Origin of the sequence: Pseudomonas sp. CCI1.1 (genome assembly GCF_034348165.1) — a bacterium.
In the GTDB taxonomy this organism is placed as follows: Bacteria; Pseudomonadota; Gammaproteobacteria; order Pseudomonadales; family Pseudomonadaceae; genus Aquipseudomonas; species Aquipseudomonas paracarnis.
The window spans coordinates 5083752-5110269 of sequence record NZ_CP133780.1 but is presented as its reverse complement, the minus strand read 5'-3'; the positions used below and the strand labels follow the sequence as shown (position 1 = coordinate 5110269).

The window sequence follows — 26518 nt, the reverse complement described above, 5'->3', positions numbered from 1 at the left end:
CTTAGTGTTTACGCGCGACACGTTCGAGCAATGCCGTCAGCTCTTCGAGCTTAGCAGAGAGTGTCTCCACGTCATGTTTAGACGCAATGCCGATTCGATTCAAGGCACTTGCAACACGCGTGTCAAAAGCTTTTTCAACTTTATCCAGCTGAACTTCAACCAGGCTCCTGACGCCGGAGACATTACTCTTTACCTGGTCAATCTGACTGTTGGCGGCATCAAGTTGTTCAACTACAACTTTTTTACCTTTACTTTCAACATGTTGGCCGCTCTTAACCAGCTCTTTGAAGTACTCGCTGCCCTCACTGCCGACCTTCGCATAGGCACCAAGACCCGCCAGCCAGATCTTGCGGGCATAGCTTTTAACCTCACTCAGGGGAGTGGTTTGAACGTCGATTTTTTTCTTCAAAATAACTTTGGCCATGGTGCACCTCAAACAAAAAGGGGGGGAGGACGGCCCGCAGGAGTTGAGGGCTTGGGCACAAAGTAGGGTTTAAAATTAGAATCGGCACCCTAAGAGCAGCCAGGTCAGGCCAACGCTTTATCCAAGGCTTTTTCGATTTCGGACTTTATCGTGCCACTCATGGCCGACATCAACAGGCCGAGTTCGACATCGATGCGCAGTGAGTTGTCGGCCACCGCAACCGTGCCTTTAACCCCGGAGCGCTTGAGCTTCAGGGTGTCGCCAGCCCATGAAGACTCCACCCCATATTTATCCTCGAGTTTGCGCGCCAATTGCTCAGCCTTGGCCCGCGCCTGTTCTTTTCCCAGGGTATGTTCACGCTCAACGGTAATACGGGCCATTGCAATGACTCCTCTATATAACGACTCAGAACACCCGCCATGCGGCAAAAGGTCTCGATGAGCGCCTATCTTACCTGCAGCCTTGCCAAGACAAAGTAGGCCTTGGGGATTATCATGTCCCGCATTCTCTTTTGGTGACAGCGATATGACTGATCAGCGCAAAGGCAGCGATGCCGAACCCACCACTCACTTCGGCTTCAAGAACGTCCCGGAAAGCCAGAAAGCGGAAAAAGTCGCTGAGGTGTTCCACTCCGTGGCGGCCAAGTACGACCTGATGAACGATGTGCTCTCCGGCGGCATGCACCGCCTGTGGAAGCGCTTCACCATCGAGTTGTCGGGCGTACGCACCGGCAACCGGGTGCTGGACATCGCCGGTGGCACGGGCGATTTGGCGGCCAAGTTCTCCAAGCTGGTTGGCCCCACCGGCCAGGTGGTATTGGCCGATATCAACGGTTCGATGCTCAAGGTTGGCCGCGACCGCCTGCTCGACAAAGGCGTGGCCGGCAATATCGAGTTCGTTCAGGCCGATGCCGAGAAGCTGCCCTTCCCCGACAACCATTTCGACTGCGTGACCATCGCGTTCGGCCTGCGTAACGTGACTCACAAGGAAGACGCGATCCGCTCGATGCTGCGCGTACTCAAGCCGGGTGGCCGCCTGCTGGTGCTGGAATTCTCCAAGCCGACCAACGCGCTGATGTCCAAGGTCTACGACACCTATTCGTTCGCCTTCATGCCACTGATGGGCAAGCTGATCACCAACGACGCCGAGAGCTACCGCTACCTGGCCGAGTCGATCCGCATGCACCCGGACCAGGAAACCCTGAAGTCGATGATGGTGGAGGCCGGTTTCGACCGCGTGACCTACCACAACATGACGTCCGGCATCGTCGCCCTGCACCGCGGCATCAAGCCCTGATGCTGCTGCAAGGTCTTCTCGCCAGCGTCGAGCACGGCCTCAACCGTGTACTGCGCCTGGACAGCACCGCCCTGGCGCGGCTCGCGCACCTGACCGGCAAAGTCATTGCCGTCGACTGCCGAAGCCCCGCCTTGCAGCTGTTTATCCTGCCCAGCGATGAAGGCCTGCTGCTCGCCACTCAATGGGCCGCTGAGGCCGATTGCACTCTGCGTGCGCCAGCCTCAAGCCTGTTGCACCTGGCACTGAGCCGCAACAAGACCGCCATCCTCCACAGCCCCGAGGTGGAACTGGAAGGCGACAGTGCGGTGCTGATGGACCTGGCCGCCGTGCTGCAAGACCTGGAGCTGGACTGGGAATACGAACTGTCGCGCTGGATTGGCCCCGTCGCCACCCAGTTGATCAGCGGGCACCTGCGCAGCCGCTCGCGCTGGTACCAGCAAGGGTTCGCCAGCCTCAACCAGAACCTTGCCGAATACCTGAGCGAAGAATCGCGCACCCTGGTCGGGCAACGGGAAGCGCAAGCGCGCTTTCGCGAGCTCGACAAGGCCAAAATCGACCTGGAACGCCTCGAGGCCCGCTTCGAGCGCTTGAGCCGTTCCCTTGATCCAAGCGATAACGCATGAAGCTGCTCGCCGTCCGCCGTTTGTTTCGTATCCAGCGCGTCGTAATCCGCTACCGTCTCGATGACCTGCTGTTTGCCCTGCCTTTGCCATGGTTCCTGCTGGCGGTGCGTTATGTGCTGCCGTGGCGCTGGTTGCCGCGCAAACCGTCACCGTTGAGCCGTGGCGCCAGCCTGCGCCTGGCGTTGCAGGATTTGGGGCCGATCTTCATCAAGTTCGGGCAGATCCTCTCCACCCGCCGCGACCTGTTGCCCGAAGACATCGCCGACGAGCTGATGCTGCTGCAAGACCGCGTGCCGCCGTTCGATTCGCAGCAATCGATGGCGCTGATCGAAGAACAGCTGGGCCAGAAGATCAGCGAGGTGTTCAGCCGCTTCGACGTCGAGCCCCTGGCCTCAGCGTCGGTGGCGCAAGTGCACGCCGCGCAGCTCAAGACCGGCGAAGAAGTGGTGGTGAAAGTCATTCGCCCAGGCCTCAAGCCGATCATCGGCCAGGACCTGGCATGGCTGTTCATCCTGGCCCGCGCGGCCGAACGCTTCTCTGCCGATGCGCGCCTGCTGCACCCGGTGGACGTGGTCGCCGACTACGAAAAAACCATCTACGACGAACTCGACCTGCTGCGCGAAGCGGCCAACGCCAGCCAATTGCGACGCAACTTCGAAGGCTCGCAACTGTTGTACGTGCCGCAGGTGTATTGGGACTGGTGCCGGCCCAAAGTGCTGGTGATGGAGCGCATCTACGGCGTGCAGGTCACCGACCTTGCGACCCTGGCCGACCAACGCACCGACATGAAGATGCTGGCCGAGCGCGGTGTGGAAATCTTCTTCACCCAAGTGTTCCGCGACAGCTTCTTCCACGCCGACATGCACCCGGGCAACATCTTCGTCAGCACCGTCAACCCGTGGAGCCCGCAGTACATCGCCATCGACTGCGGCATCGTCGGCAGCCTCACCCCGGAAGACCAGGATTACCTGGCGCGCAACCTGTTTGCCTTCTTCAAGCGCGACTACCGTCGTGTGGCGCAGCTGCACATTGATTCGGGTTGGGTGCCGGCGGAAACCAAGCTCAACGAATTCGAAGCGGCGATCCGTACCGTCTGCGAGCCGATCTTTGAAAAACCGTTAAAAGATATTTCCTTCGGTCAGGTACTGATGCGTCTGTTCCAGACCGCGCGGCGTTTCAATATGGAAGTACAGCCGCAGTTGGTGTTGTTGCAGAAGACCCTGCTGAACATCGAAGGCCTGGGCCGCCAGCTGTACCCGGACCTCGACTTGTGGAACACCGCGCAACCCTTCCTGGAACGCTGGATGCGCGAGCGCATGAGCCCCAAAACCATGCTGGGCAACCTGCACAGCCAGTTCGAACAGCTGCCGCACCTGGCCAACATGACCCGCGACCTGCTGGAGCGCATGTCCCAGCCCCATGCCAAGGACCCTGAGCCACCGTGGCGCAAGCGCAAGGACGACTGGTTCCTGCGCCTGCTCGGCGCCGCGCACCTGGTGGGCGGTGTGATGCTGGCGATTGGTGGGCCATTGAACCAACTGGGCCACTGGCCAGCCGGCATCATGGTCGCAGTGGGTGTTTATCTGATCGTGCGTCGATAGCCCATCCGGTTATACACTGTCGCAAATTGCCGGAGCCGAACATGAAAGACTGGCTGGATGAGATCAAGTGGGACAGTGACGGCCTGGTGCCGGCCATTGCCCAGGACTACAAGACCGGGCGCGTGCTGATGATGGCCTGGATGAACCGCGAGGCCCTGAGCCTCACCGCCGCCGAGCAGCGCGCCATCTACTGGTCACGTTCGCGTGGCAAACTGTGGCGCAAGGGCGAAGAATCCGGGCACGTGCAGACCCTGCACGAGCTGCGCCTGGACTGCGATGCCGACGTGGTGATCCTCAAGGTCGAGCAGATCGGCGGCATTGCCTGCCACACTGGCCGCCACAGTTGCTTCTATCGCGTGTTCGAGAATGGCGAATGGAAGGTTGTGGAGCCGGTGCTCAAAGACCCGCACGCCATCTACCCAGCAGGACACTGAACATGAGCGATACCCTGAACCGTGTGGCCCAGGTGCTGGAAGACCGCAAAGGCGCGGATGCCGACAGCTCCTACGTCGCCAGCCTGTACCACAAGGGTCTGAACAAGATTCTGGAAAAACTCGGCGAAGAATCCGTCGAGACCATCATTGCGGCCAAGGACGCGCAAATCAGCGGTGATTACAGCGATGTAATCTATGAGACCGCAGACTTGTGGTTCCATAGCCTGGTGATGCTCGCCCAACTGGGGCAGCACCCACAGGCCGTGCTGGATGAACTGGACCGTCGCTTCGGCTTGTCCGGGCACGCCGAGAAGGCCTCGCGCCCGTCCGCCTGAATAACGTAAGACTTGAGGATTTGAAGCATGGGCATTTTTGACTGGAAACACTGGATCGTCATTCTGGTGGTGGTGGTATTGGTGTTCGGCACCAAGAAGCTCAAGAACCTGGGCACCGATGTGGGCGAGTCGATCAAGGGCTTTCGCAAAGCCATGAACGATGATGAAAAGCCAGCCGAGCCAAGCGCCAACCCGGTGCCACCGGCCCAGCCTGTTCACCCGCAGGCCAGCCAGCCGATCACCGAGCGCCGTACCTTCGACGTGCAGGCTGAAAAGGTCCAAGAGCCGACCCGCAAAGACTCGTGAGCACTGACTAATGTTTGGTATCAGCTTCTCTGAACTGCTGCTCGTCGGCCTGGTGGCCCTGCTGGTACTGGGGCCGGAACGCCTGCCCGGTGCCGCACGCACCGCCGGCTTGTGGATCGGGCGCCTCAAGCGCAGTTTCAACGCGATCAAACAGGAAGTTGAACGGGAAATCGGTGCCGACGAAATCCGTCGGCAATTGCACAACGAGCACATCCTCTCGTTGGAGCAGGAAGCCCGCAAGATTCTTTCCCCGGTGCAAGAGCCGGCCAAGCCGGTAACGCCGGTGGCCGAGCACAGCATCGCGCCAGCCCCTGTGGCCGACGCCGCACCGGCAGCGCCCGCTCCTACGACGCCCGCGCCGACGCCCGTTGCGTCGCCCGCACCCCATGACCCTACATTGCCGCCGCGAGCCCCATGAGCGCTGATAAACCGGAAAACGACCAGCATATGCCGCTGGTCTCGCACCTCACCGAGCTGCGTACCCGCCTGCTGCGTTGCGTGGCGGCGATCTTCATCATCTTTGCCGGGCTGTTCGCCTTTACCCAGCAGATCTACACCTTCGTCTCGACGCCCCTGCGCCAGTACCTGCCGGCCGGCGCGACGATGATCGCCACCGATGTGTCGTCGCCGTTCCTGACGCCCTTGAAGCTGACCATGATGGTCTCGCTGTTCCTGGCGATCCCGGTGATCCTGCATCAGATCTGGGGTTTTATCGCGCCAGGCCTGTACAAGCATGAGAAGCGCATCGCCGTGCCGTTGCTGGTGTCGAGCATCCTGCTGTTCTACACCGGCATGGCCTTCGCCTACTTTCTGGTGTTCCCACTGATCTTCAAGTTCTTCGCCGCCGCGACTCCAGCCGGTGTGGAAATGATGACCGATATCACCAGCTACCTCGATTTCGTGATGACGCTGTTCTTCGCCTTTGGCGTGGCGTTTGAAATTCCGGTAGCGGTAGTGTTGCTGGTGTGGATCGGCGTGGTCGACGTCAAGTACCTGAAGAAGATCCGCCCGTACGTGATCATCGGCTGCTTCGTGGTCGGCATGATCCTCACGCCACCGGACATCTTCTCCCAGACCTTGTTGGCCGTGCCGATGTGGATGCTGTTCGAAGTGGGCATCCTGTTCAGCGGCTTGATCAGCAAGCGTGGCGAACACCCGGATGACGCGCCTGTCGACGACGACCAGCCGCCTGCGACCCAGCCGTGAACCTGCTGCTGCTCGAAGAGGCCGACTTTATCGCGGCCGACCGCGTAGTGCTGCGCGATCGGCGCCTGGTGCATATGCAGGAGGTTCACCGCGCCGCCGTCGGTGACTCCCTGCGCGTGGGCCGGATTGGCGGGCTAATGGGCAATGCCCAACTGCTGCGCCTGGAAGCCGCTGAAGCCGAACTGCAAGTGAGCTTCGACCAACCGCCACCGAGCAAATTACCCCTGACCTTGCTGCTGGCCCTGCCCCGCCCGAAGATGCTGCGCCGGGTGTTGCAAACCGTGGCGGCCATGGGCGTGCCCAAGGTGGTGCTGGTCAACAGCTACCGCGTGGAAAAAAGCTTCTGGCAAACCCCGTTCCTGGAGCCTGAAGCGGTGCGCGAGCAATTGATCCTCGGCCTGGAACAAGCGCGGGACACGGTGCTGCCCGAGATCATTATCGAGAAACGCTTCAAGCCGTTTGTGGAAGATCGGCTGCCGGCCATGGCGGCTGGCACCCTGGGCCTGATCGGCCATCCGGGCGATTACCCCGCCTGCCCCCGAGCCCTCGAGGAACCGGTGACCCTGGCGATCGGCCCGGAAGGCGGCTGGATTCCCTATGAAGTGGACTTGCTGGCCAAGGCCGGTTTGCAGCCGGTGCAACTGGGTGCACGTATTTTGCGCGTCGAAACCGCCGTAACGGCCCTGCTCGCCCGCCTGTTCTAACCCCCCGACTGATCGTTCCCACGCTCTACGTCAGCCCTTGTGACGCAGAGCGTCACGCCATTCATTCCCACGCAGAGCGTGGGAACGATCAGCAGAGCGTGGGAACGATCATGTGCATAGCTACAGAATCTCGCGCCCGTGCCGATAGCCTTTGAATAAGTCCAAGCCTTGTTCCAGGGGAGTTCGCAGCATGTATCGTTGGTTAGCCGAGAAGTTGGGGAATGTAAGCGTCAACCGCAAGCTGAGCGTCGGCTTTGGCCTGGTATTGGTCCTGACGCTGTTGATCACCTTTACCGGCTGGACCGGCCTGGGGGATGTGATCAGCCGCGGCGACAAGCTGGGCTTCATTTCCAGCCTCAATGGCCTGACCAAAGACCTGCGCCTGGCACGTCTGGACTTCGATATGCGCCGTGGCGAGCAAGGCACGGACAAGGTCGACGGCCTGCTCGCCCACCTCGACAGCGGCCTGAAGACCGCCGCCGAGCTGATCGAGCAACCTGACGACAAAGCCCTGGTCGAGCAACAGCAGGAAGCCTTGAACCAATACAAAAAGGCCTTCGCGGCCATGGTCCAGGCGGGCCTCAAGCGTGAGGGTGCTCGCAGCAAGCTCGGCGACACTGCCGACAATGCTGTCGCCAAGATCAATGAAATCGAAAAAGCCCTGCTGCAAGGTGACAGCGTCACCCAGTTCAACAGCGTGGTGGAGCAGAGCAAGCTGATCCAGCAATCGCGCTTCCAAGTACGCGGCTACACCTACAGCGGCAAGGTCGAAGCCGAGCAACCGGCCCTGGATGCTATCGACAACGCCCTGAAGAAAATCACCGAACTGCAAGGCCAGCTGCCGGCCCAATACCAGGCCAACCTGCAAGAAGCCGGGGCTTCACTGCAAGCCTACCGCGCCGCCGTCAGCCAGTATCGCGATTCCCAGGTCGCCAGCGCGGCTGCGCTGAAAACCATGATCGCCCAAGGCGACATCCTGCTGGGCCACAGCGAAAAACTCACCGTCTCCCAGACCGCCGTGCGTGACGCAGATGCCGCGCAGGCCAAATACCTGTTGCTACTTGCCACCGTGCTGGCGCTGATCGTCGGCATCTTCGCAGCCTGGGCCATCACCCGCCAGATCGTCATCCCCCTGAACCAGACCCTCAAAGTCGCCGAGCGTGTGGCCTCCGGCGATCTGAGCCACAACCTGGAATCGGGCCGCCAGGACGAACTGGGTCAATTGCAGCGTGCCATGCAAAGCATGACCGTAGGCCTGCGCGAGTTGATCGGCGGGATCAGCGACGGTGTCACCCAGATCGCCAGCGCCGCCGAGCAGTTGTCGGCCGTGACCGAACAAACCAGCGCCGGGGTCAACAGCCAGAAGGTCGAGACCGACCAGGTGGCCACCGCCATGAACGAGATGGCGGCCACCGTGCAGGAAGTGGCGCGCAATGCCGAAGAGGCCTCGGAAGCCGCCGTGGCTGCCGACCAGCAAGCCCGTGAAGGCGACCAGGTGGTGGGTGAAGCCATCGCCCAGATCGAGCGCCTGGCTACCGAGGTGGGTAATTCCACAGTGGCCATGGGTGAACTCAAGCGCGAAAGCGACAAGATCGGCAGTGTGCTCGACGTGATCAAATCCGTGGCCCAGCAAACCAACCTGCTGGCCCTTAACGCCGCCATTGAGGCCGCGCGTGCCGGTGAGGCCGGCCGTGGCTTTGCCGTGGTGGCCGACGAGGTGCGCAGCCTGGCCCAGCGCACGCAGAAGTCCACTGAAGAGATCGAAGAGCTGATCGTCGGCCTGCAAAGTGGTACCCAGCAGGTGGCAACCATCATGGACAACAGCCGCGGGCTGACCGAGAGCAGTGTTGAGCTGACGCGCCGCGCCGGCCACGCGCTGGGCAATATCACCCGCACCGTCTCGACCATTCAGGCCATGAACTCGCAGATCGCCACCGCCGCCGAGCAACAAAGCGCCGTGGCTGAAGAGATCAACCGCAGCGTGTTGAATGTGCGCGACATCTCCGAACAAACCTCGTCGGCCAGCGAAGAAACTGCGTCCTCCAGTGCCGAACTGGCGCGCCTGGGGATCTACCTGCAGACCCTGGTTGGGCGCTTCCGGGTCTGAATTACCCTACACGGCGGCTTACCAAAGCCGCCGTAACTTGTGAAATTTCCTACGCAGTTATCAGCCCTCCACGGCCCCGAATCGAATTAGCGTTTCATGTGTTGCGAAATGCTTTCTCTGATTCGGAGGTTCACCATGTTTTCTCGGCTAACCCGCGTGCTGGTCAATGCCAGCGTCCGCCTCAAGCTCGCCCTGGGTTTTGGCCAAGTGCTGATCCTCAGTTTCCTGATCGCCGCTACGGGCTGGCAAGCCTTGAACGCCGTGCTTTACCGATCCAATAGCCTGACGACCCTGGGTCAATTGGCCGTTGACGCCGAGGCCATGCGCGCCGACCGCATCGTGTACCGCACCCTGACAGACAGCGATAGCCTGAGCAAAATGGCCGCGAAGATTGAACGGATGGACCAGCACTTGGCCGACCTATCAAACCGCCTGAAAGACCCGGCTGACCTGCAGCGACTTGAAGAAGCCAAGAGCCTTGCAAGCCACTTCAAGGCGGCACTGACGCAACTTCCGCCCCTGGTCGAACAGCGTGAGCGCATCCGCCAGGCGCTGAAAAAAGTCGCCCTGCAAGCCAGCGATACCCTCGCCCAATTTGCCAGTGACCTGCCTGATCAGAACGACGAAAAGGCCCTTGATGCCATCGAGCAACTGCGTCAGGCCATGGAGCTGGCCGAAGATCGCGCCCAGAGCCCCGCCTGGGCCGCGCAATCGCTGGCAATGTATACAGAGGCCATCGGCAAGGCCCTTGACGCCCTGGAGACCGCGCAACTGGCAGTCACAGCGCTGCCCGTGGACTCAGCACTGCTCAAGACCGACCTGGCTAACTATCGCGAGCAGTTGATCGAGCTCAAGGAAGCCCAGCTCAACGTGGAGACCGTGCAAAACCGCTTCGAACAGCAACTCGATGACCTGCGCGACAACAGTAACCAGTTGAGCCAAAGCCAGAACACCAAGCGCAACAGCGAGGCAGACCACACCCGCACATTGCTGATGAGCGTGACAGTGGCCGCCCTGGCCCTGGGCGCGCTGGCCGCCTGGTGGATCGCCCGGCAGATTGCGGTACCACTGCGGGAGATCCTTGGCGCCGCACGCCGCATTGCCGAAGGCGACCTCAGCCACGACATGGCGGTCGACCGTCGCGATGAACTCGGCCAGTTGCAGCAAAGCATCGGGCAAATGACCCGCAGCCTGCGTAGCCTGATCAGCAGTATCGGTGACAGCGCCCGGCAGATCGCCGGAGCGGCCACGCAGTTATCCACCGTCACCGAGCAGACCCGCAGCGGGCTCAACGAGCAGAAAGATGAAACCGACCAGGTGGCGACGGCAATGAATGAAATGCTCGCCACTGCCCAGGAAGTGGCGCGCCACGCCGAACGCGCCTCGCTGGCGGCCCAAGAAGCCGACCATCAGGCCGGCGCCGGTGAGCAGGTGGTCACCCAGGCTATGGAGCAGATTGGCAACCTGGCCAGTGAAATGGCGCTGTCGGGCCGTGCGATGCTCGCGCTGCAACAGGAGAGCCAGAAGATCGCCAGTGTGCTGGATGTGATCAAGTCTGTTTCTCAGCAGACCAACCTGCTGGCCCTGAACGCAGCCATTGAAGCGGCGCGTGCGGGCGCTGCCGGCCAAGGCTTTGCGGTGGTCGCCGACGAAGTGCGCAGCCTGGCCCAACGCACTCAGGAATCGGCCGAGGAGATCGAAGGGCTGATCCTCGGCCTGCATAACGGCACCCAGCAGGTGGCGGATATCATGGACAGCAGCCGTAACCTGACCGATAACAGCGTCACCCTGACCCGCGACGCCGGCGACGCCCTGATCGCCATTGCCCGCACGGTGTCGATCATCCAGGAAATGAACCCGCAGATCGCCGCCGCAGCGGAACAGCAAAGCGCTGTGGCCGAGGAGATCAACCGCAGTGTGCTGAAGGTACGGGACGTGTCGGAACAAACCGCCGCCGCCAGCGAGGAAACGGCGGCGGCGAGTGTTCAGTTGGCGAGGTTGAGCCTGGACTTGCAGACGCTGGTCGACAAATTCAAGCTCTGAAACACCGCCACTGTAGGAGCGAGCTTGCTCGCGATAAACCCAAGGCCGCCGCGTTCATTCAGGGTGCGTGGCGTTCTCGTTGACGTTTTTCGCGAGCAAGCTCGCTCCTACAGTCATAGCACCTGGCGCAGGAAGGCTTGGGCGCGTGGGTCTTTTGGCGTATTGAAGAACTCCGCCGGCGCGGCGTCTTCCAGCAATTTGCCGTGATCGAAAAACAACACCCGGTCTGCCACTTCCCGGGCAAAGCCCATCTCGTGGGTGACGCACACCATGGTCATGCCTTCCAGGGCCAGGGTCTTCATCACGTCCAGCACTTCACCGACCATTTCCGGGTCGAGGGCCGAGGTGGGCTCGTCAAACAGCATCACCTTAGGCTCCATCGCCAGGGCCCGAGCAATGGCAACCCGCTGCTGCTGGCCGCCAGACAGGCGCGATGGAAACTCGCGGGCTTTCTGCGCTATACCGACCTTTTCCAGCAGCGCCAGGGCCTTGGCCTCCCGCTCTTGCTTGCCGCGCTTGCGCACGACCTTTTGCGCCAGGCACAGGTTTTCCAGCACGGTCATGTGAGGGAACAGGTTGAAGTGCTGGAACACCATGCCGACTTCACGGCGGTAGGCATTCACGTCGGTCTTCGGGTCGGCCAGTTGCAGGCCGTCGATGCTCACCGAACCCGAGTCGAATTCCTCCAAGCCGTTAAGGCAGCGCAGAAAGGTGGACTTGCCGGAACCCGAGGGACCGATCACCACCAGCACCTCGCCCTTGGCCACTTGGGTGGTGACATGATCCACCGCGCGCACCACCTGCCCACGGGTATCGAAGACCTTTACCAGATCGCGTACTTCAATCACTTTGGGCAAGCCTCCGCTCAAGCCGGCTGGCCATCTTCGACAGCGGCAGGTTGATCAGCAGGTACAAGCCCGCCACACAAAACAGGATTTCAAACGGCGAGAACGAGGTGGTGATCACTTCGCGGCCGCTCTTGAGCAACTCGGTAATCGCGATCACCGACACCAGGGACGTGTCCTTGACCAGGCTGATAAATTGCCCGGCCAGGGGCGGCAGCACGCGCTTGAAGGCCTGCGGCAGCACCACGTGGCGCATCGACTGGCTGGCACTCAAGCCCAGGGAGCGCGCCGCTTCGTCCTGGCCACGGGTGATGGACTGCACGCCGGCGCGCACGATTTCTGCCACGTAGGCACCCGTGAACAACGACAGCGCGGCAATCCCGGCAAACTCCCGGGACAGGTTGAGCACCGTGCCGATAAAGAAATAGAAAATGAAGATCTGCACCAGCAGCGGCGTGCCCCGCACCAGCTCGACGTAGATTGTCGACAGGTCGCGCAAGGTGGGGTTTTTCGACAGCCGGCACAGCCCGGTCGCCAAGCCAATCGCCAAGCCCAGAATGCCGGACACCACCGACAGCCACAGCGTGGTCCACAAGCCCCACATCAACGGCCCCAGTGCCCATTGCCGAGTCACGCCGACCACATCGCCTTCAGCCACATCATCGCCGCGCGCCACTTGCAGGCTGTTATCGGCGACTGTGAGCTTTTGTTCCACTCCGGCGTCGTTGCGCAGGGTGACTTCGGCCATATCGCCTTTGCGCACCAACTCGACCACGGTGGAAATATCCGCGGCGCGCTGGGAGGTTTCGGCTTGATAGGCGAAGTATTGGGGGACGCGGTTCCAGCGCCACTCGTAGGACATCAACGACGTGGCGTAGTACAAGGCACCCGCCAGGCCGACCAGCACCACCACCGTCAGCAGGTGCCAGGGCCATTGGGCTTTTTTATGTTTCATTTCACTTTCCGCATAGGTGTCGCCTGATAGGCCGCCATCGCGGGCAAGCCCGCTCCCACAGGTTGATGTGTGAATACAGTCAAATGTGGGAGCTGGCTTGCCTGCGATGCAGGCAACTCGGTGTCAGGCCTTATTCCATGTCCTTGAGCCACTCGGAGCTCTTGAACCACTTGTCATGGATGCGATCGTAGGTGCCGTCGTTACGGATCTGGTGCAGGAAGTTGTTGATGAAGTTGATGCTGTCGTAATCGCCTTTCTTCAAACCGAACGCCAGAGGTTCAAAGGTGAAGGGTTCTTCCAGGAACACCAGCTTGCCGTTCCCGACCTTCTTTTCGGCCACCACGTTGTACGGTGCGTCGTAGACGAACGCATCAGCCTTGCCGTTGACCACGTCGAGCACGCCTTCCTGCTCGTTGTCGTAGCCGTGGTACTTGGCCTTGGAGATCAGCTTCTTGGCAACCATCTCACCGGTGGTGCCGAGCTTGGAGGTCAGGCGGTATTTCTCGTCGTTCAGGTCTTTGTAGGACTTGATGGTGCCTTCCAGCTCCTTGCGGATCAGCAGCGTCTGGCCGACCACGATGAAGGGTTCGCTGAAGTTCAGGCGCAGGTTGCGTTCCTGGGTCAGGGTCATGCCGCTGCCAATCATGTCGAACTTGCCGGTCAGGAAGGCCGGGATGATGCCGTCGTACCCGGTGGACACCAGCTCCAGCTTGACGCCCATGGACTTGGCCATAGCCTTGAGGATGTCCACTTCGAAACCAATGATTTCGCCGCGCTTGTCGGTCATTTCGAACGGCATGTAGGTGGGGTCCATACCGACTTTCAACGTGCCGCGCTTGACCGCCTCATCAATGGCGCCGGCCTGGGCCGCAGTGGCGGCGACCAGCGCGGTGACACCGAGCATCAGCATCGAAAGATACTTTTTCATCATCAAGACCCCTGAACGATTCTTATAAGGTGGGCGCACAGAAGGGCTGCGCCATTTCGGGGTGCGATCCTAACCCACTCGTTGTCCGCCACAAAGGTTTCACCGGTAAATGTTATCGGCGTGTGTCGCAAAACACTGACAGCGAGCCGGCCAGGCACAGAGGCAGACGCTTGCGCGCGACCTCTCGATTAGGGATTGATGTGTAAGCAGTTATGACGATCAGTCGATCTCGGCTATCCAGGCCGTGTCCCTGAACCACTTGTCATGCAGGCGATCGTAGGTGCCGTCCTGGGCGATCTGGTTGAGAAAATGGTTGATCCAATTGAGGCTGTCGTAATCGCCTTTTTTCAGGCCAAACGCCAAAGGCTCAAAGGTGAAGGGTTGCTCCAGTACCAACAAAGCACTGTTCTGCGGCCGACTCATCGCGATCAGGTTGTAGGGCGCATCATGGATAAAAGCATCGGCCTTGCCTTCAACGACCTGCCGCACGCCTTCTTCCGGGTTGGCCACACTGTTGAGCCGCGCTGATAGGAGAAAGCGCTGTGCCGCGGCTTCGCCGGTGGTGCCTTGGGTTGCAACGACGCGGTAACTGGGATCGTCCAGCTCTTCAATACTGGACACTTTCCCGCCCAGGCGCGGATGCAGTAGCACAGTCTGGCCCACCACGATAAACGAGTCACTGAAGTTGAGCTTGAGGTTGCGCTCCTGAGTGACCGTCATGCCGCTGCCAATCAGATCAAAGTTGTTCGCCATCAGCCCCGACAACAACTCCGTGTAGGGCACCGCTACCAATTCAAGCTCTACGCCCAGCGCGCGGCTCATGGCGTGGAGCAAGTCAATTTCAAAGCCGACGATGCGCCCCTGCTTATCGAGCATTTCGAAGGGCACGTTATTGGGGGTGGTGCCGACCTTAAGCACGCCGCGGTGCACAGCATTGTCCAGCGCGCCGGCGTAAAGCAGGCCTGCCTGTCCCCCCAGGAAAAAGCCCATCAGCAATGCCAAACAATACCTTTTGATCATGAATGCCCCCGTAGCGAGTCCAATTTGGGGGGCGATCCTAACCCAGCCGCAGGCACGGCAATACGCTTCGAACAAAGGTCTTTTGTTTCGAAATAACAAGGAGTTAGCGATAAAAGGAAGAGGCTAAAAACGCTGTAGGACCAACGTTTGAAACACCCCCGAAGTGAGCCTTCGGGGGTGCCTGAATCAGGCCGGCTGGGCCTGGGGCGACTGTGGTTGCAGGGGCAGCAATGGCGCGTGCGGATCGGCCTTGATCGAGGCACGCCAAGCGCCTAGCCACTCGGCGTGACCTTCGCTCCACACCTGCTCATGCAGACGAGCCAAGGCCACCGGATCGCTGAGCAAGGCCAGGCGTTCGCTGTTGTTGAGGCCAGCCGGGCCGACTTTCAACGCGTGGCGAACACGCTCCATGCGCAGGTACTCGATGGGCTCGGCCTCACGGTGCCGCGAGGTCGCCAAGGCGCAGGCCAGAGCGTTCTGCTGCGGGTCTACCACCGAACGCACAAAGCCGTCGTTGAGGGCGTGCCAACGGTTTTCGTGGGTGTACTTCTCGGTCGACAGCAGGGCCTGCGGCGGGTTGTATTCCTCAGGGATCAGGAACAGGCTCTCGTCGCGGGACTTGAGGCCCAACTTGACCCGGCTGGAAATCACCGACACCGGGATCGACAGCATCAGCGAGCCGACAATCGGCACCAGCCACCACAGGAAGCTCGGGTTCAGCCACACCACCAGCAGCGCCCACAGGAAGCCCAGCACGGTTTGCGGACCGTGGCGCTTGACCGCTTCGCTCCAGGGCGTGGAGTCGTCGTCACGTTGCGGAGAGTTCCAGGTAGCGGCCCAACCGAGGAACGCGGCGAGGACGAAACGGGTGTGGAAAATCATCCGCACCGGCGCCAGCAGCATGGAGAACAACATCTCCAGCAGCATCGACAGGGTTACCTTGAACTTGCCACCGAACTCTTTGGCGCCCTTGGCCCAGATCAAGATGATGCTGAGCAGTTTAGGCAGGAACAGCAGCACGATGGTGGTGGAGAACAGCGCCACCGCCTTGTCCGGGTGCCATTGTGGCCATAGCGGGTACAACTGGCGCGGGGCCATGAAGTACTGCGGCTCCATCAGCGTGTTCACCGCCAGCAAGGCCGTGGACAGCACCAGGAAGAAGAACCACAACGGCGCCGACAGATAAGACATCACGCCGGTCAGGAACACCGCACGGTGCACCGGGTGCATGCCTTTAACCAGGAACAGGCGGAAGTTCATCAGGTTACCGTGGCACCAGCGACGGTCACGCTTGAGTTCGTCCAGCAGGTTCGGCGGCAGTTCTTCGTAGCTGCCCGGCAGGTCGTAGGCAATCCACACGCCCCAGCCGGCACGGCGCATCAGCGCGGCTTCAACGAAGTCGTGGGAGAGGATCGCACCGGCAAACGCGCCTTTACCGGGCAGCGGCGCCAGGGCGCAGTGCTCGATAAACGGCTTCATACGGATAATGGCGTTGTGGCCCCAGTAGTGGGATTCACCCAACTGCCAGAAGTGCAGGCCAGCGGTAAACAGCGGGCCGTACACGCGAGTGGCGAACTGCTGCATGCGCGCATACAGGGTGTCCATGCCCGACGCACGCGGCGCGGTCTGGATAATCCCGGCATCCGGCGTGGCTTCCATCAGGCGCACCAGGCTGGTCAGGCACTCGCCGCTCATCACGCTATCTGCGTCGAGAACGACCATGTACTTGTAGTCACCGCCCCAACGACGGCAGAAGTCGTCGAGGTTGCCGCTCTTGCGCTTAACGCGGCGGCGACGACGGCGGTAGAAGATCTTGCCGAAGCCACCGGCTTCGCGGCATACGTCGAGCCAGGCTTGCTGTTCGGCGATGCAGATGTCGGCGTCGTTACTGTCGCTGAGCACGAAGAAATCGAAGCGATCCAGGTCACCGGTCGCGGCCACCGATTCGAACGTTGCACGCAAGCCGGCGAATACACGCGGCACGTCTTCGTTACAGATCGGCATCACCAGGGCGGTGCGCGCATCTTTCGGAATCGGCTCGTCACCGGCACTTTTACCGGAAATGCGGTATTTATCGTGACCGGTCAGCAGCTCCAGGAAGCCCATGAGCGCAGTCCAGAAACCGGCCGACACCCAGCAGAACAGAATCCCGAACATGATCAGGATGCTGGTTTGCAGCGCGTAAGGCAGTACCTGGGTAGCGGTTTGCAGCAGGGTCTGGTTGCGAATTTCGTCGAAGTCGACCAGCGACCAGCCCTGGTACGGCATGATGCCTTTCATGTACCAGCCGGCCACGATGGTCTGGCCCAGCATCAGCACCAGCAGGATGTAACGACGGATCGAGCCCACGGTACGCCAGCGCGCAGCCGGCAATACCCGCTCATCTTTCGGTGGCTTGGGCGGGTTGGTGCGGCCGGTCATCCGGCGCCAACCGCGCACCAGGATGTTGGTGCGCCAAGGCTCGGGCACCACTTTGGTCCGACGAATCGGCGGCGTGGCCTTGAGGCACACACGACCGCTGGCATCGAGCGCCAGCATCTCGGCGTCTTGCAGCTCTTCGGCGCTGTTGAGGGTCAAGCGGCGGCCGACCGACGCTTGGGCAGCGTCGGTCGGTGCGTCGAAGGTCTTGGACGACAGACGTTCGTGCAACTCGCTGAAGGACTTGCAGCCCGCCAACTCGGCGCGCTGCTCAGCCGTCATGGGTAGATGCGCCAGGTACTCGGACAGAGTCTCTGGCTTGACTTGAGAATTACTCATCGGCAGGCAACTGATAGCTCCAGGTTTCGGTCAGGACTTGCTCGGTCTTGATCGGCTCCGGTGTGGCTGGGGCAGCCTCAGGCTGTTTGGCTTCCTTGTCCTTGGCGTCTTTCTTGGCCTGCTTCTCATGCTGCTTGGCCAAGACTTTGTCGGCCTTGAGCACATGGTTGGAAACCGACTCAGGCTCAGGCTGCACGATATCCTGCACCAATGCCGCACGCATTTCGGTCGGTTTGCTTGCGTCCTTGATCTTCATACGCAGGGTCAGGCGCCAGCCTTTGGTGTGTTCGTTGTAGCGCACGCTGTTTTCAACCAGTTCAGCGTTATCACCCACGCTCACCTGGCTACGTACCGGAGCGTCCGGCAGCAGTTTCTTCAGGGACGGGCCCTCGAAATCTACCAGGTAGGCCACGCTGCCATCGGGCTGACGGATCAGGTTCGATTGCTTCACGTCACCGGTAGAACGCAGGGTCTGCTTGACCCAGGCACTGTCCGGCGAATGGAAGGCCGCGTCGTCCAATGTCCAGTGCAGACGGTAAGCCACGTCCAGCGGCTTGCCGACTTCCGGCAGCTCGGCCGGGCTCCAGAAGGCCACGATGTTGTCGTTGGTCTCATCGGCGGTCGGAATTTCGACCAGGTCGACGGAGCCTTTGCCCCAGTCACCTTCAGGCTCGATCCAGGCGCTTGGGCGCTTGTCGTAGTTGTCGTCCAGGTCTTCGTAGTGGCTGAAGTTGCGGCCACGCTGCAGCAGGCCGAACCCACGCGGGTTCTCGACGCTGAAGTTGCTGACCGACAGGTGTTTAGGGTTGTTCAGCGGACGCCAGATCCACTCGCCATTGCCGGCGTGAATCGACAGGCCGCTGGAATCGTGGAGCTCGCGACGGTAGTTGAGGACCTTGGACGGCTGGTTGGCGCCGAACAGGAACATCGAGGTCAACGGCGCAACGCCCAGCTTGCTGACCTTGTCACGCAGGTACATCTGGGATTTGACGTCCACCACGGTGTCGGTGCCAGGGCGCAGGATCAGACGATAAGCGCCAGTGGCGCGTGGCGAATCCAGTAGCGCGAAAATCACCAAATGCTTGTCACCCGGCTTTGGACGCTCGATCCAGAACTCGGTGAAACGCGGGAATTCTTCGCCAGACGGCAACGCGGTGTCGATTGCCATGCCACGGGCAGACAGGCCATACACTTGGTCCTTGCCTACGACGCGGAAATAGCTGGCGCCGAGCATGGTCATGATTTCGTCTTGCTTGTCGGCCTTGTTGATCGGGAAAAGCACACGGAAACCGGCGTAACCCAGCTGTTCGGTGGCTTTAGGATCAAATTTCACGTCGCCGAAATCGAAACGCGTCGGGTCGTACTTGATTTCGTGCACGCTATCGGCGGTGACTTCATTGATTTTCACCGGGGTGTCGAAATGCATCCCCTGGTGATAGAAGGACAGCTTGAACGGGGTGTTCTGATCGGCCCACTCGGCTTTTTCATTGCGGAAACGAATTTTCTGGTAATCCGCAAATTTCATTTCGCGGAATTCGTTCGGCAGATTGCTGCGCGGAGCTTCGTACTTCTGCCCAGCCAGCTCTTTTGCCTTGGCCGACACATCATCCAGACTGAACGCCCACAGTTGACCCGCGCCGAACAGGCAAAACAGGGCAGAGCCCGTCACCAGTGCGTTTCGTAACCGTTTGGCAGACAATTTTGGTGCATTACAGGGACTAACAATCACGAGCAACCCTCGCCGAAAACAGATCAAAAAACCAACGGCCAGCTATCTATATGCCAGGTTGGCGAGCAATGTTCCGACTCCTCTGGGGCAAAATGATTCCCCATGCGGTTGTCGGACAAGGCTCTACCTAAGTCAAAAATGGACCAAACAACGCTGATCCCCGTAGCGCGCGATTATCTAGTAGCCCGCGAGACAACGCATCAGGGACAGTGAAGTATTTGTAGCGAAACCCTGCGTTTTTAGGCATTAACGTCGTTTTTCATACATTCATGTCTGTAAGAGGAAGGTCACAGGGCCATCATTGACCAAGTGCACCTGCATATCCGCGCCAAAACGCCCCGAAGCCACCTTGCCATGCAATTGTTGCGCTTGTAACAACAAGTGCTCAAAAAGCGCCGCTCCCAGGGTCGGAGGAGCCGCTGTGGAGAAGCTGGGCCGTAGCCCGCTTTTGGTATCCGCCGCCAGGGTGAACTGCGACACCAGCAGCAAACCGCCGCCGATGTCCTTGAGGGACAGGTTCATCTTGCCCTCCTCGTCACTGAACACCCGATAGTTAAGCAGCTTGTGCAGCAGTTTGTCGGCGCTTTCGGGCGTATCTGAAGGCTCGACGGCCACCAGCACCAGCAAACCCTGGTCAATCGAGCCTACCACCTCCCCTGCGACCTCAACCCGGGCGCCACGCACCCGCTGCAACAGGCCCTTCATGCTTCTTCAGGCGGCAGGTCGAGCAGGCGCCGGGCCATTTCGCCGGTCGCACGCACCAGCGCGTCGGTGATGCCCGGCTCGGACGCCGCATGCCCGGCTTCGCGGATCACCTGCAACTCGCTGTTGGGCCAGGCCTGGTGCAACTCCCAGGCGTTATCCAGCGTGCAGATCATATCGTAGCGGCCATGGATGATGACGCCAGGCAGATGGGCGATCTTGTGCATATCGCGAATCAGCTGGTTGGGTTCCAGGAAGGAGTTGTTGGTGAAGTAATGACATTCGATACGTGCGATGGACAAGGCGCGCTGCGGCTCGGAAAACCGTTCCACATGCTGCGGGCTCGGGCACAGGCCCAACATACGGCCTTCCCAGCCCGACCAGGCTTTGGCCGCATGCATCTGGGCGATCTGGTCGTTGCCGGTCAGTCGCTTGTGGTAAGCGGCGATCATGTCGTGGCGCTCTTCCACCGGGATCGGTGCCACGTAGTCCTGCCAGTAATCGGGGAACAGGCGACTCGCGCCCTCCTGGTAGAACCAGCGAATATCCTGGGGGCGGGCAAGGAAGATGCCGCGCACGATCAGGCCGAGCACACGCTCGGGGTGGGTTTGCGCGTAGGCCAGGGCCAGGGTCGAACCCCAGGAGCCGCCGAACAGCACCCATTTGTCGATGCCCAGGTGCTCGCGGATGCGCTCAAGGTCGGCGACCAGATCCCAGGTGGTGTTGTTCTCGAGGCTGGCCCTTGGCGTGGAGCGGCCGCAGCCACGCTGGTCGAAGGTGACAATATGGTAGAGGTTCGGGTCGAAATAGCAGCGGCTCTGGGCGTCGCAACCGGAGCCGGGGCCTCCATGGATGAACACGACAGGCAAGCCTTCGGGGGAGCCACTTTCATCGACATACAGGGTGTGGGTGTCATCGACAGCCAGATCGTGCCGGGCGTAGGGTTTGATCTGCGGGTACCAAGTCTGCATTGCGTGCTCCGTAGGGTGTCGGGTTCATCCCTGGGGGGACGTCTATTATTTTGCCGTCTGGCATCATAAACCCGAATTGTGCAATGAGCATGTCCTTGAGCACTTAGACCTGTGTCAGCAGTTCGCACCTCAGATAACCGAGCAGATAGTCATACAGCCGTTCCACCTCCGGCACCTGGCCGCGTGCCCGCAAACAACCGTGGGCCAGCCCTTTGCCGGGATGGCGGTGTGTCAGTTGATAAAAGTGTTGCTGAACCACCGTTATCGCAGGCAAGCCAGCTCCCACATTTCGAGCGCATTCTCATGATAGAGCGCGGTCAAGCGGGCTTGCTCGCGAAAGCTATTGCAGCAGCACCAACAATTACCGGTAGTGCTTCTTTCCCCAAGCCAACAGCCCTTCAAGCAACTGCCTCAACACCACCCGAGTCGGCTCGGCCAAATCCGGGCGATAACGGAACGGTTCGAACTCCTCCATATAGGTGCTCTGGCACAACTCCAGCTGCACCGCGTGGATATCCTGCGCGGGGTTGCCATAATGACGGGTGATATGGCCGCCCTTGAAGCGCCCGTTCAGCACATGGGTATATTGCGGATGCTGAGCGCAGATGGCTTCCAGCTGGCTGGCTAGCTGCGGGTCGCACGCAGCGCCGTTGAAGGTACCCAAATTGAAGTCCGGCAATTTGCCGTCGAACAGGTGCGGGATCAACGAGCGGATCGAGTGCGCATCGAACAGCAACGCATAACCGAACTCGGCCTTGAGGCGTGCCAGTTCTTCTTGCAGTTGACGGTGGTACGGCCCCCAGATTTTTTGCAGGTAACTGGCCCGCTCCTCCTCGGAGGGCGTTTGCCCTTCCCGGAACAACGGCACGCCATCGAACAGCGTCTCGGGGTACAGGCCCGTCGTAGCGCCGGCATACAGCGGCGTGTTGTCGGAGGGCCGGTTGAGGTCGATGACAAACCGCGAGTACTCCGCAGCCAGGGTGCTGGCGCCCAGTTCTTCGGCAAAGTCATACAACAGCGGGATATGCCAGTCGGTATCCGGCAGGCTTTGCGCCTCGGGGATCAACCCGGCCTCCACCGCAGGGGTGAGCCGCAGGCCGGCGTGGGGCATGCTGATCAGCAGCGGTACGCGGCCTTGCTTGAATGTCAGAACCTTATCCACAACTGCATCCTCTCAAACAGTGACGTCGGCGCCGTGGCGCACAACGCGTTTATCCAGCTCGCCACCCAGCCAGTAGGCCAGGTCGGCGGGGCGGTCGATCTGCCAGGCGACAAAGTCCGCGACCTTGCCCACTTCCAGGGAGCCATGGGTATCGCCCAGGCCCAACGCGGTGGCCGCGTGTTGCGTGGCACCGGCCAGGGCTTCTTCCGGGGTCATGCGAAACAGGGTGCAGGCCATGTTCAGCATCAGCCGTACCGACAGCGCCGGTGAAGTACCGGGGTTGAGGTCGCTGGCGATGGCGATCTTCACGCCGTGCTTGCGCAGGGCCTCCATCGGCGGCAGCTGGGTTTCACGCAGGAAGTAGAACGCGCCCGGCAATAGCACGGCGACGGTACCGGCCGCAGCCATGGCGATGGCGTCTTCTTCAGTCATGAATTCCAGGTGGTCGGCCGACAACGCGTGGTAGCGCGCCGCCAGGCTTGAGCCATGCAACGAAGAGAGTTGCTCGGCGTGCAGCTTCACCGGCAGGCCAAGTTGCTGGGCGACCTTGAATACCCGCTCAACCTGCTCGGGGGAAAACGCCAGGTATTCACAGAAGGCATCGACCGCATCCACCAACCCCTCAGCGGCCAGGGCCGGCAGCATCTGGCTGCAGATGTGCTCGATGTAATCGTCGGCGCGGTCCTTGTACTCCGGCGGTAACGCGTGGGCGGCCAGGCAGGTGGCGCGCACGCTGACCGGCAGTGCTTCACCCAGGCGTCGGGCCACACGCAGCATCTTGCGTTCGTTGGCCAGGTCCAGGCCGTAGCCGGACTTGATCTCCACCGTGGTCACGCCGTCACGCAGCAAACTGCGCAGGCGCTTTTCAGCGCTCGAGAACAGCTCATCTTCGCTCGCCGCACGGGTTGCGCGCACCGTGCTGGCAATGCCGCCGCCCTTGGCCGCGATCTCGGCGTAGCTGACACCTTCGAGGCGCTGCTCGAATTCGCCACTGCGATTGCCACCAAACACCGTATGGGTGTGACAGTCGATCAGCCCGGGGGTGACCCACGCGCCTTGCAGGTCATGCACCTGGGCGTAATCCGCGGTTGGCGCCTGGCTGCGGGGGCCGACCCACTCGATGAGCGAGCCGGCAGTCACCATGGCGGCATCCTCGATGATCGAGTATTTGCCGTTGGCCATGGTTGCGACGTGGCAGTGTTGCCAAAGCGTTTTCATCAACGCCTCCCTAAGTTATCGATGAGACAAAACCGGGTCGTAATCGACCTTGGCCGTTTGCCCGGCGGCAGGCTTGACCCACAGCCAGTAGGCGATGATCAGCAGCACGATCCACACGGCGCCCACCATCAACGCCGCCTGGGTATCCGGGAAGTAACCGAGTACACCAAACACAAACAGCATGAACACAATGGCCGCTGCCGGCGCATAGGGCCAGAACGGCACCGGGAATTTCAGTTCGGCGACCTGCGCCTTGGTCATCGAGCGGCGCATGGCGACCTGGGTAAACAGGATCATCAGCCATACCCACACCGTGGCGAAGGTGGCAATCGAAGCAATCAGCAGGAACACGTTTTCCGGGATCAGGTAGTTGAGCACCACACCGCCGAGCAAAGCGGCGCCCATGACCACCACGGTCATCCATGGCACGCCTTGTTTGGACAATTGCGCGAAGCCCTTCGGCGCCTGCCCTTGTTGAGCCAGGCCGTACATCATGCGGCCGGCGCCGAAAATGTCGCTGTTAATGGCCGACACCGCCGCCGAGATCACCACAATGTTGAGGATAGTCGCCGCCGAGCCAATCCCCAGGTTGCTGAAGATCTGCACGAACGGGCTGCCCTGGCTGCCGATCTGCGGCCACGGGTAGATGGCCATCAACACGAACAGGGTCAGCACGTAAAACAACAGGATACGCAGCGGCACCGCGTTGATCGCCTTGGGGATCACCCGCTGCGGGTCCTTGGCTTCACCGGCGGTGATGCCGATGATTTCGATGCCACCAAAGGCAAACATGACCACGGCAAACGAGGCGATCAGCCCACCGATGCCGTTGGGCATGAAGCCGCCATGGGCCCACAGGTTACTCAGTCCGCTGGCCTGGGTTTCGCCCGCCGAGTGAATGCCGAACAACATGATGCCAAAGCCGCCGAGGATCATCGCCACAATGGCACCGACCTTGAGCAACGACAGCCAGAACTCCATCTCGCCAAAGACTTTGACGTTGCACAGGTTCAGGCCGCCGATCAAAAACACGATGCCCAGCACCCAGACCCAACGGGCCACTTCGGGAAACCAGAAGCCCATGTAGATGCCGAACGCGGTGACGTCGGCGAGGCAGACGATGATCATTTCAAAGGCGTAGGTCCAGCCGAGGATAAACCCGGCCATGGGCCCCAGGTAGGTGCTGGCATAGTGGCCGAAGGAGCCAGACACTGGGTTGTGCACGGCCATCTCACCGAGGGCGCGCATCACCATGAATACAGCAGCGCCGCCGATCAGGTAGGCCAGCAGCACGGCAGGGCCAGCCATTTGGATGGCGGAGGCGGAGCCATAAAACAGCCCGGTGCCGATCGCGGAACCCAGGGCCATGAAGCGAATATGTCGGGCGTTGAGCCCGCGTTTCAAACCTTTTTCTGGCTGGTGCATTTCTCGTCCCTAATTATTCTTATGAGGAGAAGATCGTTCCCACGCTCGGCGTGGGAACTCCGACCTGGACGCTCCGCGTCCGCTTTAAGAGCGGTGACGCAGAGCGTCACAGGATGCATTCCCACGCGGAGCGTGGGAATGATCAGGCACAGACCGAGTCGCGGTCAGAGACTTGGCAGCAACTTGGCCGGCACCAGCTCATTCAGGCAGCGGCTGGCGAGCAGTTCGCTGGCGGCGTTGATGTCCGGGGCGAAGAAGCGGTCCTTGTCATAGAACGCCACCTTGTCGCGCAGGATGCCACGGGCTTTTTCCAGCTTGGGCGAGGTCTTCAGGCCGTCGCGCAGGTCCAGGCCCTGGCACGCCGCGAGCCATTCCACCGCGAGGATGCCCCGGGTGTTCTCGGCCATTTCCCACAAACGCTTGCCCGCAGCCGGGGCCATGGACACGTGGTCTTCCTGGTTGGCCGAAGTCGGCAAGCTGTCGACGCTATGGGGATGGGCCAGCGCCTTGTTCTCGCTGGCGAGCGCGGCGGCGGTCACCTGGGCGATCATGAAGCCGGAGTTCACCCCGCCATTGCCCACCAGAAACGGCGGCAGTTGCGACATGTGCTTGTCCATCATCAACGAGATCCGGCGCTCGCTCAGGGAGCCGATTTCGGCAATGGCCAGCGCCATATTGTCGGCGGCCATGGCCACGGGTTCGGCGTGGAAGTTGCCACCGGAAATCACGTCACCCTCGGCGGCAAAGACCAGCGGGTTATCCGACACTGCGTTGGCTTCTACCACCAGCACCTCGGCGGCCTGGCGCAATTGAGTCAGGCACGCACCCATGACCTGCGGCTGGCAACGCAGGGAATACGGGTCTTGCACCTTGTCGCAGTTCTGGTGCGATTGGGACACCTGGCTGCTCTCACCGAGCAGGTCGCGATAGGCCGCTGCCGAGTCGATCTGGCCACGCTGGCCACGCGCTGCATGAATACGCGCATCGAACGGCGAACGCGAACCCAGTACCGCCTCCACAGTGAGGCCGCCGCAAGCGAGGGCGCCGGCGAACAGGTCTTCGCCTTCGAACAGGCCACGCAGGGCATAGGCCGTGGACACCTGGGTGCCGTTGAGCAGGGCCAGGCCTTCTTTGGCGGCCAGGGTCAGCGGCGTGAGGCCGGCGATTTTCAGCGCCTCGGTGGCTTCCAGCCATTGGCCCTTGTGGCGTGCCTTGCCTTCGCCAAGCAGTACCAGGGACATGTGCGCCAACGGCGCCAGGTCACCAGAGGCGCCGACCGAACCCTTGAGTGGGATGTGCGGGTACACCTCGGCGTTGATCAGCGCGATCAACGCGTCGATCACCTGGCGACGAATCCCGGAGAAGCCACGGCTCAGGCTGTTGACCTTGAGCACCATGACCAGTCGCACCAGCGCATCGCTGATCGGCTCACCGACGCCGGCGGCGTGGGACAGCACCAGGGAACGCTGGAGGTTTTCCAGGTCTTCGCTGGCGATGCGGGTCGAGGCCAACAGGCCAAAACCGGTGTTGATGCCATAGGCGGTGCGGTTCTCGGCGAGAATCTGCTCCACGCAGGCAACGCTGGCTTCGATCTGGGCCGAGGCGCTGTCATCCAGGCTGAGGGTTACTGGCTGCTGGTAGATGGCACGCAGTTGGGCGAGGCTCAGTTGGCCTGGAATCAGGTTTAGCGCAGTCACATTCATTCTCCTTGTGAATTGTTCTTAGGT

24 protein-coding genes and 3 pseudogenes are annotated in these 26518 nt (G+C 61.0%); 12 read left to right on the top strand and 15 right to left on the bottom strand.

What is annotated here, in order from left to right; all coding sequences use genetic code 11:
- Position 1 precedes the first annotated feature (1 nt).
- Both RHM69_RS23135 and RHM69_RS23130 read right to left on the bottom strand, forming a co-directional pair.
- Entirely contained in the window at positions 2 to 424 is a 423-nt protein-coding gene (locus tag RHM69_RS23135) for a phasin family protein (protein WP_014716558.1), read from the bottom strand.
- 104 nt (positions 425 to 528) lie between these two features.
- Entirely contained in the window at positions 529 to 804 is a 276-nt protein-coding gene (locus tag RHM69_RS23130; protein ID WP_014716557.1) for a polyhydroxyalkanoic acid system family protein, read from the bottom strand.
- 145 nt (positions 805 to 949) lie between these two features.
- On the opposite strand from RHM69_RS23130, the gene ubiE reads away from it, so the two are divergent.
- The 12 genes and pseudogenes from ubiE to RHM69_RS23075 all read left to right on the top strand — a co-directional run bounded on the left by ubiE (position 950) and on the right by RHM69_RS23075 (position 11079).
- Positions 950 to 1720, top strand: a complete 771-nt coding sequence (gene ubiE, locus RHM69_RS23125; RefSeq protein WP_003171186.1) for a bifunctional demethylmenaquinone methyltransferase/2-methoxy-6-polyprenyl-1,4-benzoquinol methylase UbiE — start codon at positions 950 to 952, stop codon at positions 1718 to 1720.
- Positions 1720 to 2343, top strand: coding sequence for a ubiquinone biosynthesis accessory factor UbiJ (locus RHM69_RS23120; protein WP_019820017.1), 624 nt, complete (start codon positions 1720 to 1722; stop codon positions 2341 to 2343). Before ubiE ends, RHM69_RS23120 begins: the two co-directional genes overlap by 1 nt.
- Positions 2340 to 3944, top strand: a complete 1605-nt coding sequence (gene ubiB / locus RHM69_RS23115; RefSeq protein ID WP_019820016.1) for a ubiquinone biosynthesis regulatory protein kinase UbiB — start codon at positions 2340 to 2342, stop codon at positions 3942 to 3944. Before RHM69_RS23120 ends, ubiB begins: the two co-directional genes overlap by 4 nt.
- Before the next feature lie 41 nt (positions 3945 to 3985).
- On the top strand, positions 3986 to 4378 hold the full coding sequence (gene hisI, locus RHM69_RS23110; RefSeq protein WP_003187884.1) for a phosphoribosyl-AMP cyclohydrolase: 393 nt from the start codon (positions 3986 to 3988) through the stop codon (positions 4376 to 4378).
- A 2-nt stretch (positions 4379 to 4380) separates the two neighbouring features.
- On the top strand, positions 4381 to 4713 hold the full coding sequence (locus tag RHM69_RS23105) for a phosphoribosyl-ATP diphosphatase (RefSeq protein ID WP_003187881.1): 333 nt from the start codon (positions 4381 to 4383) through the stop codon (positions 4711 to 4713).
- Positions 4714 to 4740: 27 nt separating this feature from the next.
- Positions 4741 to 5019 (top strand): twin-arginine translocase TatA/TatE family subunit, encoded by a 279-nt coding sequence (locus RHM69_RS23100; RefSeq protein ID WP_103452087.1) that lies wholly within the window; start codon positions 4741 to 4743, stop codon positions 5017 to 5019.
- A 10-nt stretch (positions 5020 to 5029) separates the two neighbouring features.
- Positions 5030 to 5437 (top strand): Sec-independent protein translocase protein TatB, encoded by a 408-nt coding sequence (tatB, locus tag RHM69_RS23095; RefSeq protein WP_003187876.1) that lies wholly within the window; start codon positions 5030 to 5032, stop codon positions 5435 to 5437.
- Positions 5434 to 6225, top strand: a complete 792-nt coding sequence (gene tatC / locus RHM69_RS23090) for a twin-arginine translocase subunit TatC (RefSeq protein ID WP_003187874.1) — start codon at positions 5434 to 5436, stop codon at positions 6223 to 6225. Before tatB ends, tatC begins: the two co-directional genes overlap by 4 nt.
- Positions 6222 to 6929: a 16S rRNA (uracil(1498)-N(3))-methyltransferase gene (locus RHM69_RS23085; RefSeq protein WP_014716554.1), complete on the top strand. Its 708-nt coding sequence runs from the start codon at positions 6222 to 6224 to the stop codon at positions 6927 to 6929. The genes tatC and RHM69_RS23085 overlap by 4 nt, the downstream gene beginning before the upstream one ends.
- A gap of 190 nt (positions 6930 to 7119) precedes the next feature.
- Positions 7120 to 8178 (top strand): annotated as a pseudogene (locus RHM69_RS31150) (methyl-accepting chemotaxis protein); the annotation flags it as partial.
- Positions 8164 to 9036: a methyl-accepting chemotaxis protein gene (locus RHM69_RS31145; protein ID WP_370694792.1), complete on the top strand. Its 873-nt coding sequence runs from the start codon at positions 8164 to 8166 to the stop codon at positions 9034 to 9036. The pseudogene RHM69_RS31150 and the gene RHM69_RS31145, both read left to right, overlap by 15 nt.
- A gap of 135 nt (positions 9037 to 9171) precedes the next feature.
- Positions 9172 to 11079: a methyl-accepting chemotaxis protein gene (locus tag RHM69_RS23075; RefSeq protein WP_060767910.1), complete on the top strand. Its 1908-nt coding sequence runs from the start codon at positions 9172 to 9174 to the stop codon at positions 11077 to 11079.
- Between the two features lie 113 nt (positions 11080 to 11192).
- On the opposite strand, the gene RHM69_RS23070 is transcribed toward RHM69_RS23075, so the two are convergent.
- From RHM69_RS23070 to hutH, 13 genes and pseudogenes are all read right to left on the bottom strand, one after another.
- The gene (locus RHM69_RS23070) at positions 11193 to 11927 is read right to left on the bottom strand and encodes an amino acid ABC transporter ATP-binding protein (protein WP_060768085.1); all 735 of its coding nucleotides are present in this window, start codon (positions 11925 to 11927) and stop codon (positions 11193 to 11195) included.
- Positions 11920 to 12879, bottom strand: coding sequence for an amino acid ABC transporter permease (locus RHM69_RS23065; RefSeq protein WP_014716550.1), 960 nt, complete (start codon positions 12877 to 12879; stop codon positions 11920 to 11922). Before RHM69_RS23065 ends, RHM69_RS23070 begins: the two co-directional genes overlap by 8 nt.
- A 130-nt stretch (positions 12880 to 13009) precedes the next feature.
- A complete protein-coding gene (locus RHM69_RS23060) occupies positions 13010 to 13807 on the bottom strand; it encodes a transporter substrate-binding domain-containing protein (RefSeq protein WP_032901820.1) in 798 nt (265 codons plus the stop codon).
- A gap of 219 nt (positions 13808 to 14026) precedes the next feature.
- Positions 14027 to 14827 carry a transporter substrate-binding domain-containing protein gene (locus RHM69_RS23055; protein WP_032901819.1) on the bottom strand — a complete coding sequence of 267 codons (801 nt, stop codon included), beginning with the start codon at positions 14825 to 14827 and terminating at the stop codon, positions 14027 to 14029.
- A 178-nt stretch (positions 14828 to 15005) separates the two neighbouring features.
- A pseudogene (gene mdoH, locus RHM69_RS23050) lies at positions 15006 to 17584 on the bottom strand (glucans biosynthesis glucosyltransferase MdoH); the annotation flags it as partial.
- Positions 17577 to 19313, bottom strand: coding sequence for a glucan biosynthesis protein G (locus RHM69_RS23045; protein WP_014716546.1), 1737 nt, complete (start codon positions 19311 to 19313; stop codon positions 17577 to 17579). The gene RHM69_RS23045 and the pseudogene mdoH, both read right to left, overlap by 8 nt.
- Before the next feature lie 267 nt (positions 19314 to 19580).
- Entirely contained in the window at positions 19581 to 20018 is a 438-nt protein-coding gene (gene dtd, locus RHM69_RS23040) for a D-aminoacyl-tRNA deacylase (protein WP_014716545.1), read from the bottom strand.
- Complete coding sequence (gene pip, locus RHM69_RS23035; RefSeq protein WP_014716544.1) at positions 20015 to 20986, bottom strand: prolyl aminopeptidase; 972 nt, start codon at positions 20984 to 20986, stop codon at positions 20015 to 20017. The genes dtd and pip overlap by 4 nt, the downstream gene beginning before the upstream one ends.
- Positions 20987 to 21089: 103 nt before the next feature.
- Positions 21090 to 21209: pseudogene (locus RHM69_RS23030) on the bottom strand (alpha/beta hydrolase); the annotation flags it as partial.
- A 138-nt stretch (positions 21210 to 21347) separates the two neighbouring features.
- Entirely contained in the window at positions 21348 to 22148 is an 801-nt protein-coding gene (gene hutG / locus RHM69_RS23025) for an N-formylglutamate deformylase (protein WP_200599102.1), read from the bottom strand.
- A 12-nt stretch (positions 22149 to 22160) separates the two neighbouring features.
- Positions 22161 to 23366 (bottom strand): imidazolonepropionase, encoded by a 1206-nt coding sequence (gene hutI / locus RHM69_RS23020; RefSeq protein ID WP_014716541.1) that lies wholly within the window; start codon positions 23364 to 23366, stop codon positions 22161 to 22163.
- 15 nt (positions 23367 to 23381) lie between these two features.
- Complete coding sequence (locus RHM69_RS23015) at positions 23382 to 24791, bottom strand: amino acid permease (RefSeq protein ID WP_014716540.1); 1410 nt, start codon at positions 24789 to 24791, stop codon at positions 23382 to 23384.
- Between the two features lie 164 nt (positions 24792 to 24955).
- Positions 24956 to 26494, bottom strand: a complete 1539-nt coding sequence (gene hutH, locus RHM69_RS23010; RefSeq protein ID WP_020302387.1) for a histidine ammonia-lyase — start codon at positions 26492 to 26494, stop codon at positions 24956 to 24958.
- Positions 26495 to 26518 lie beyond the last annotated feature (24 nt).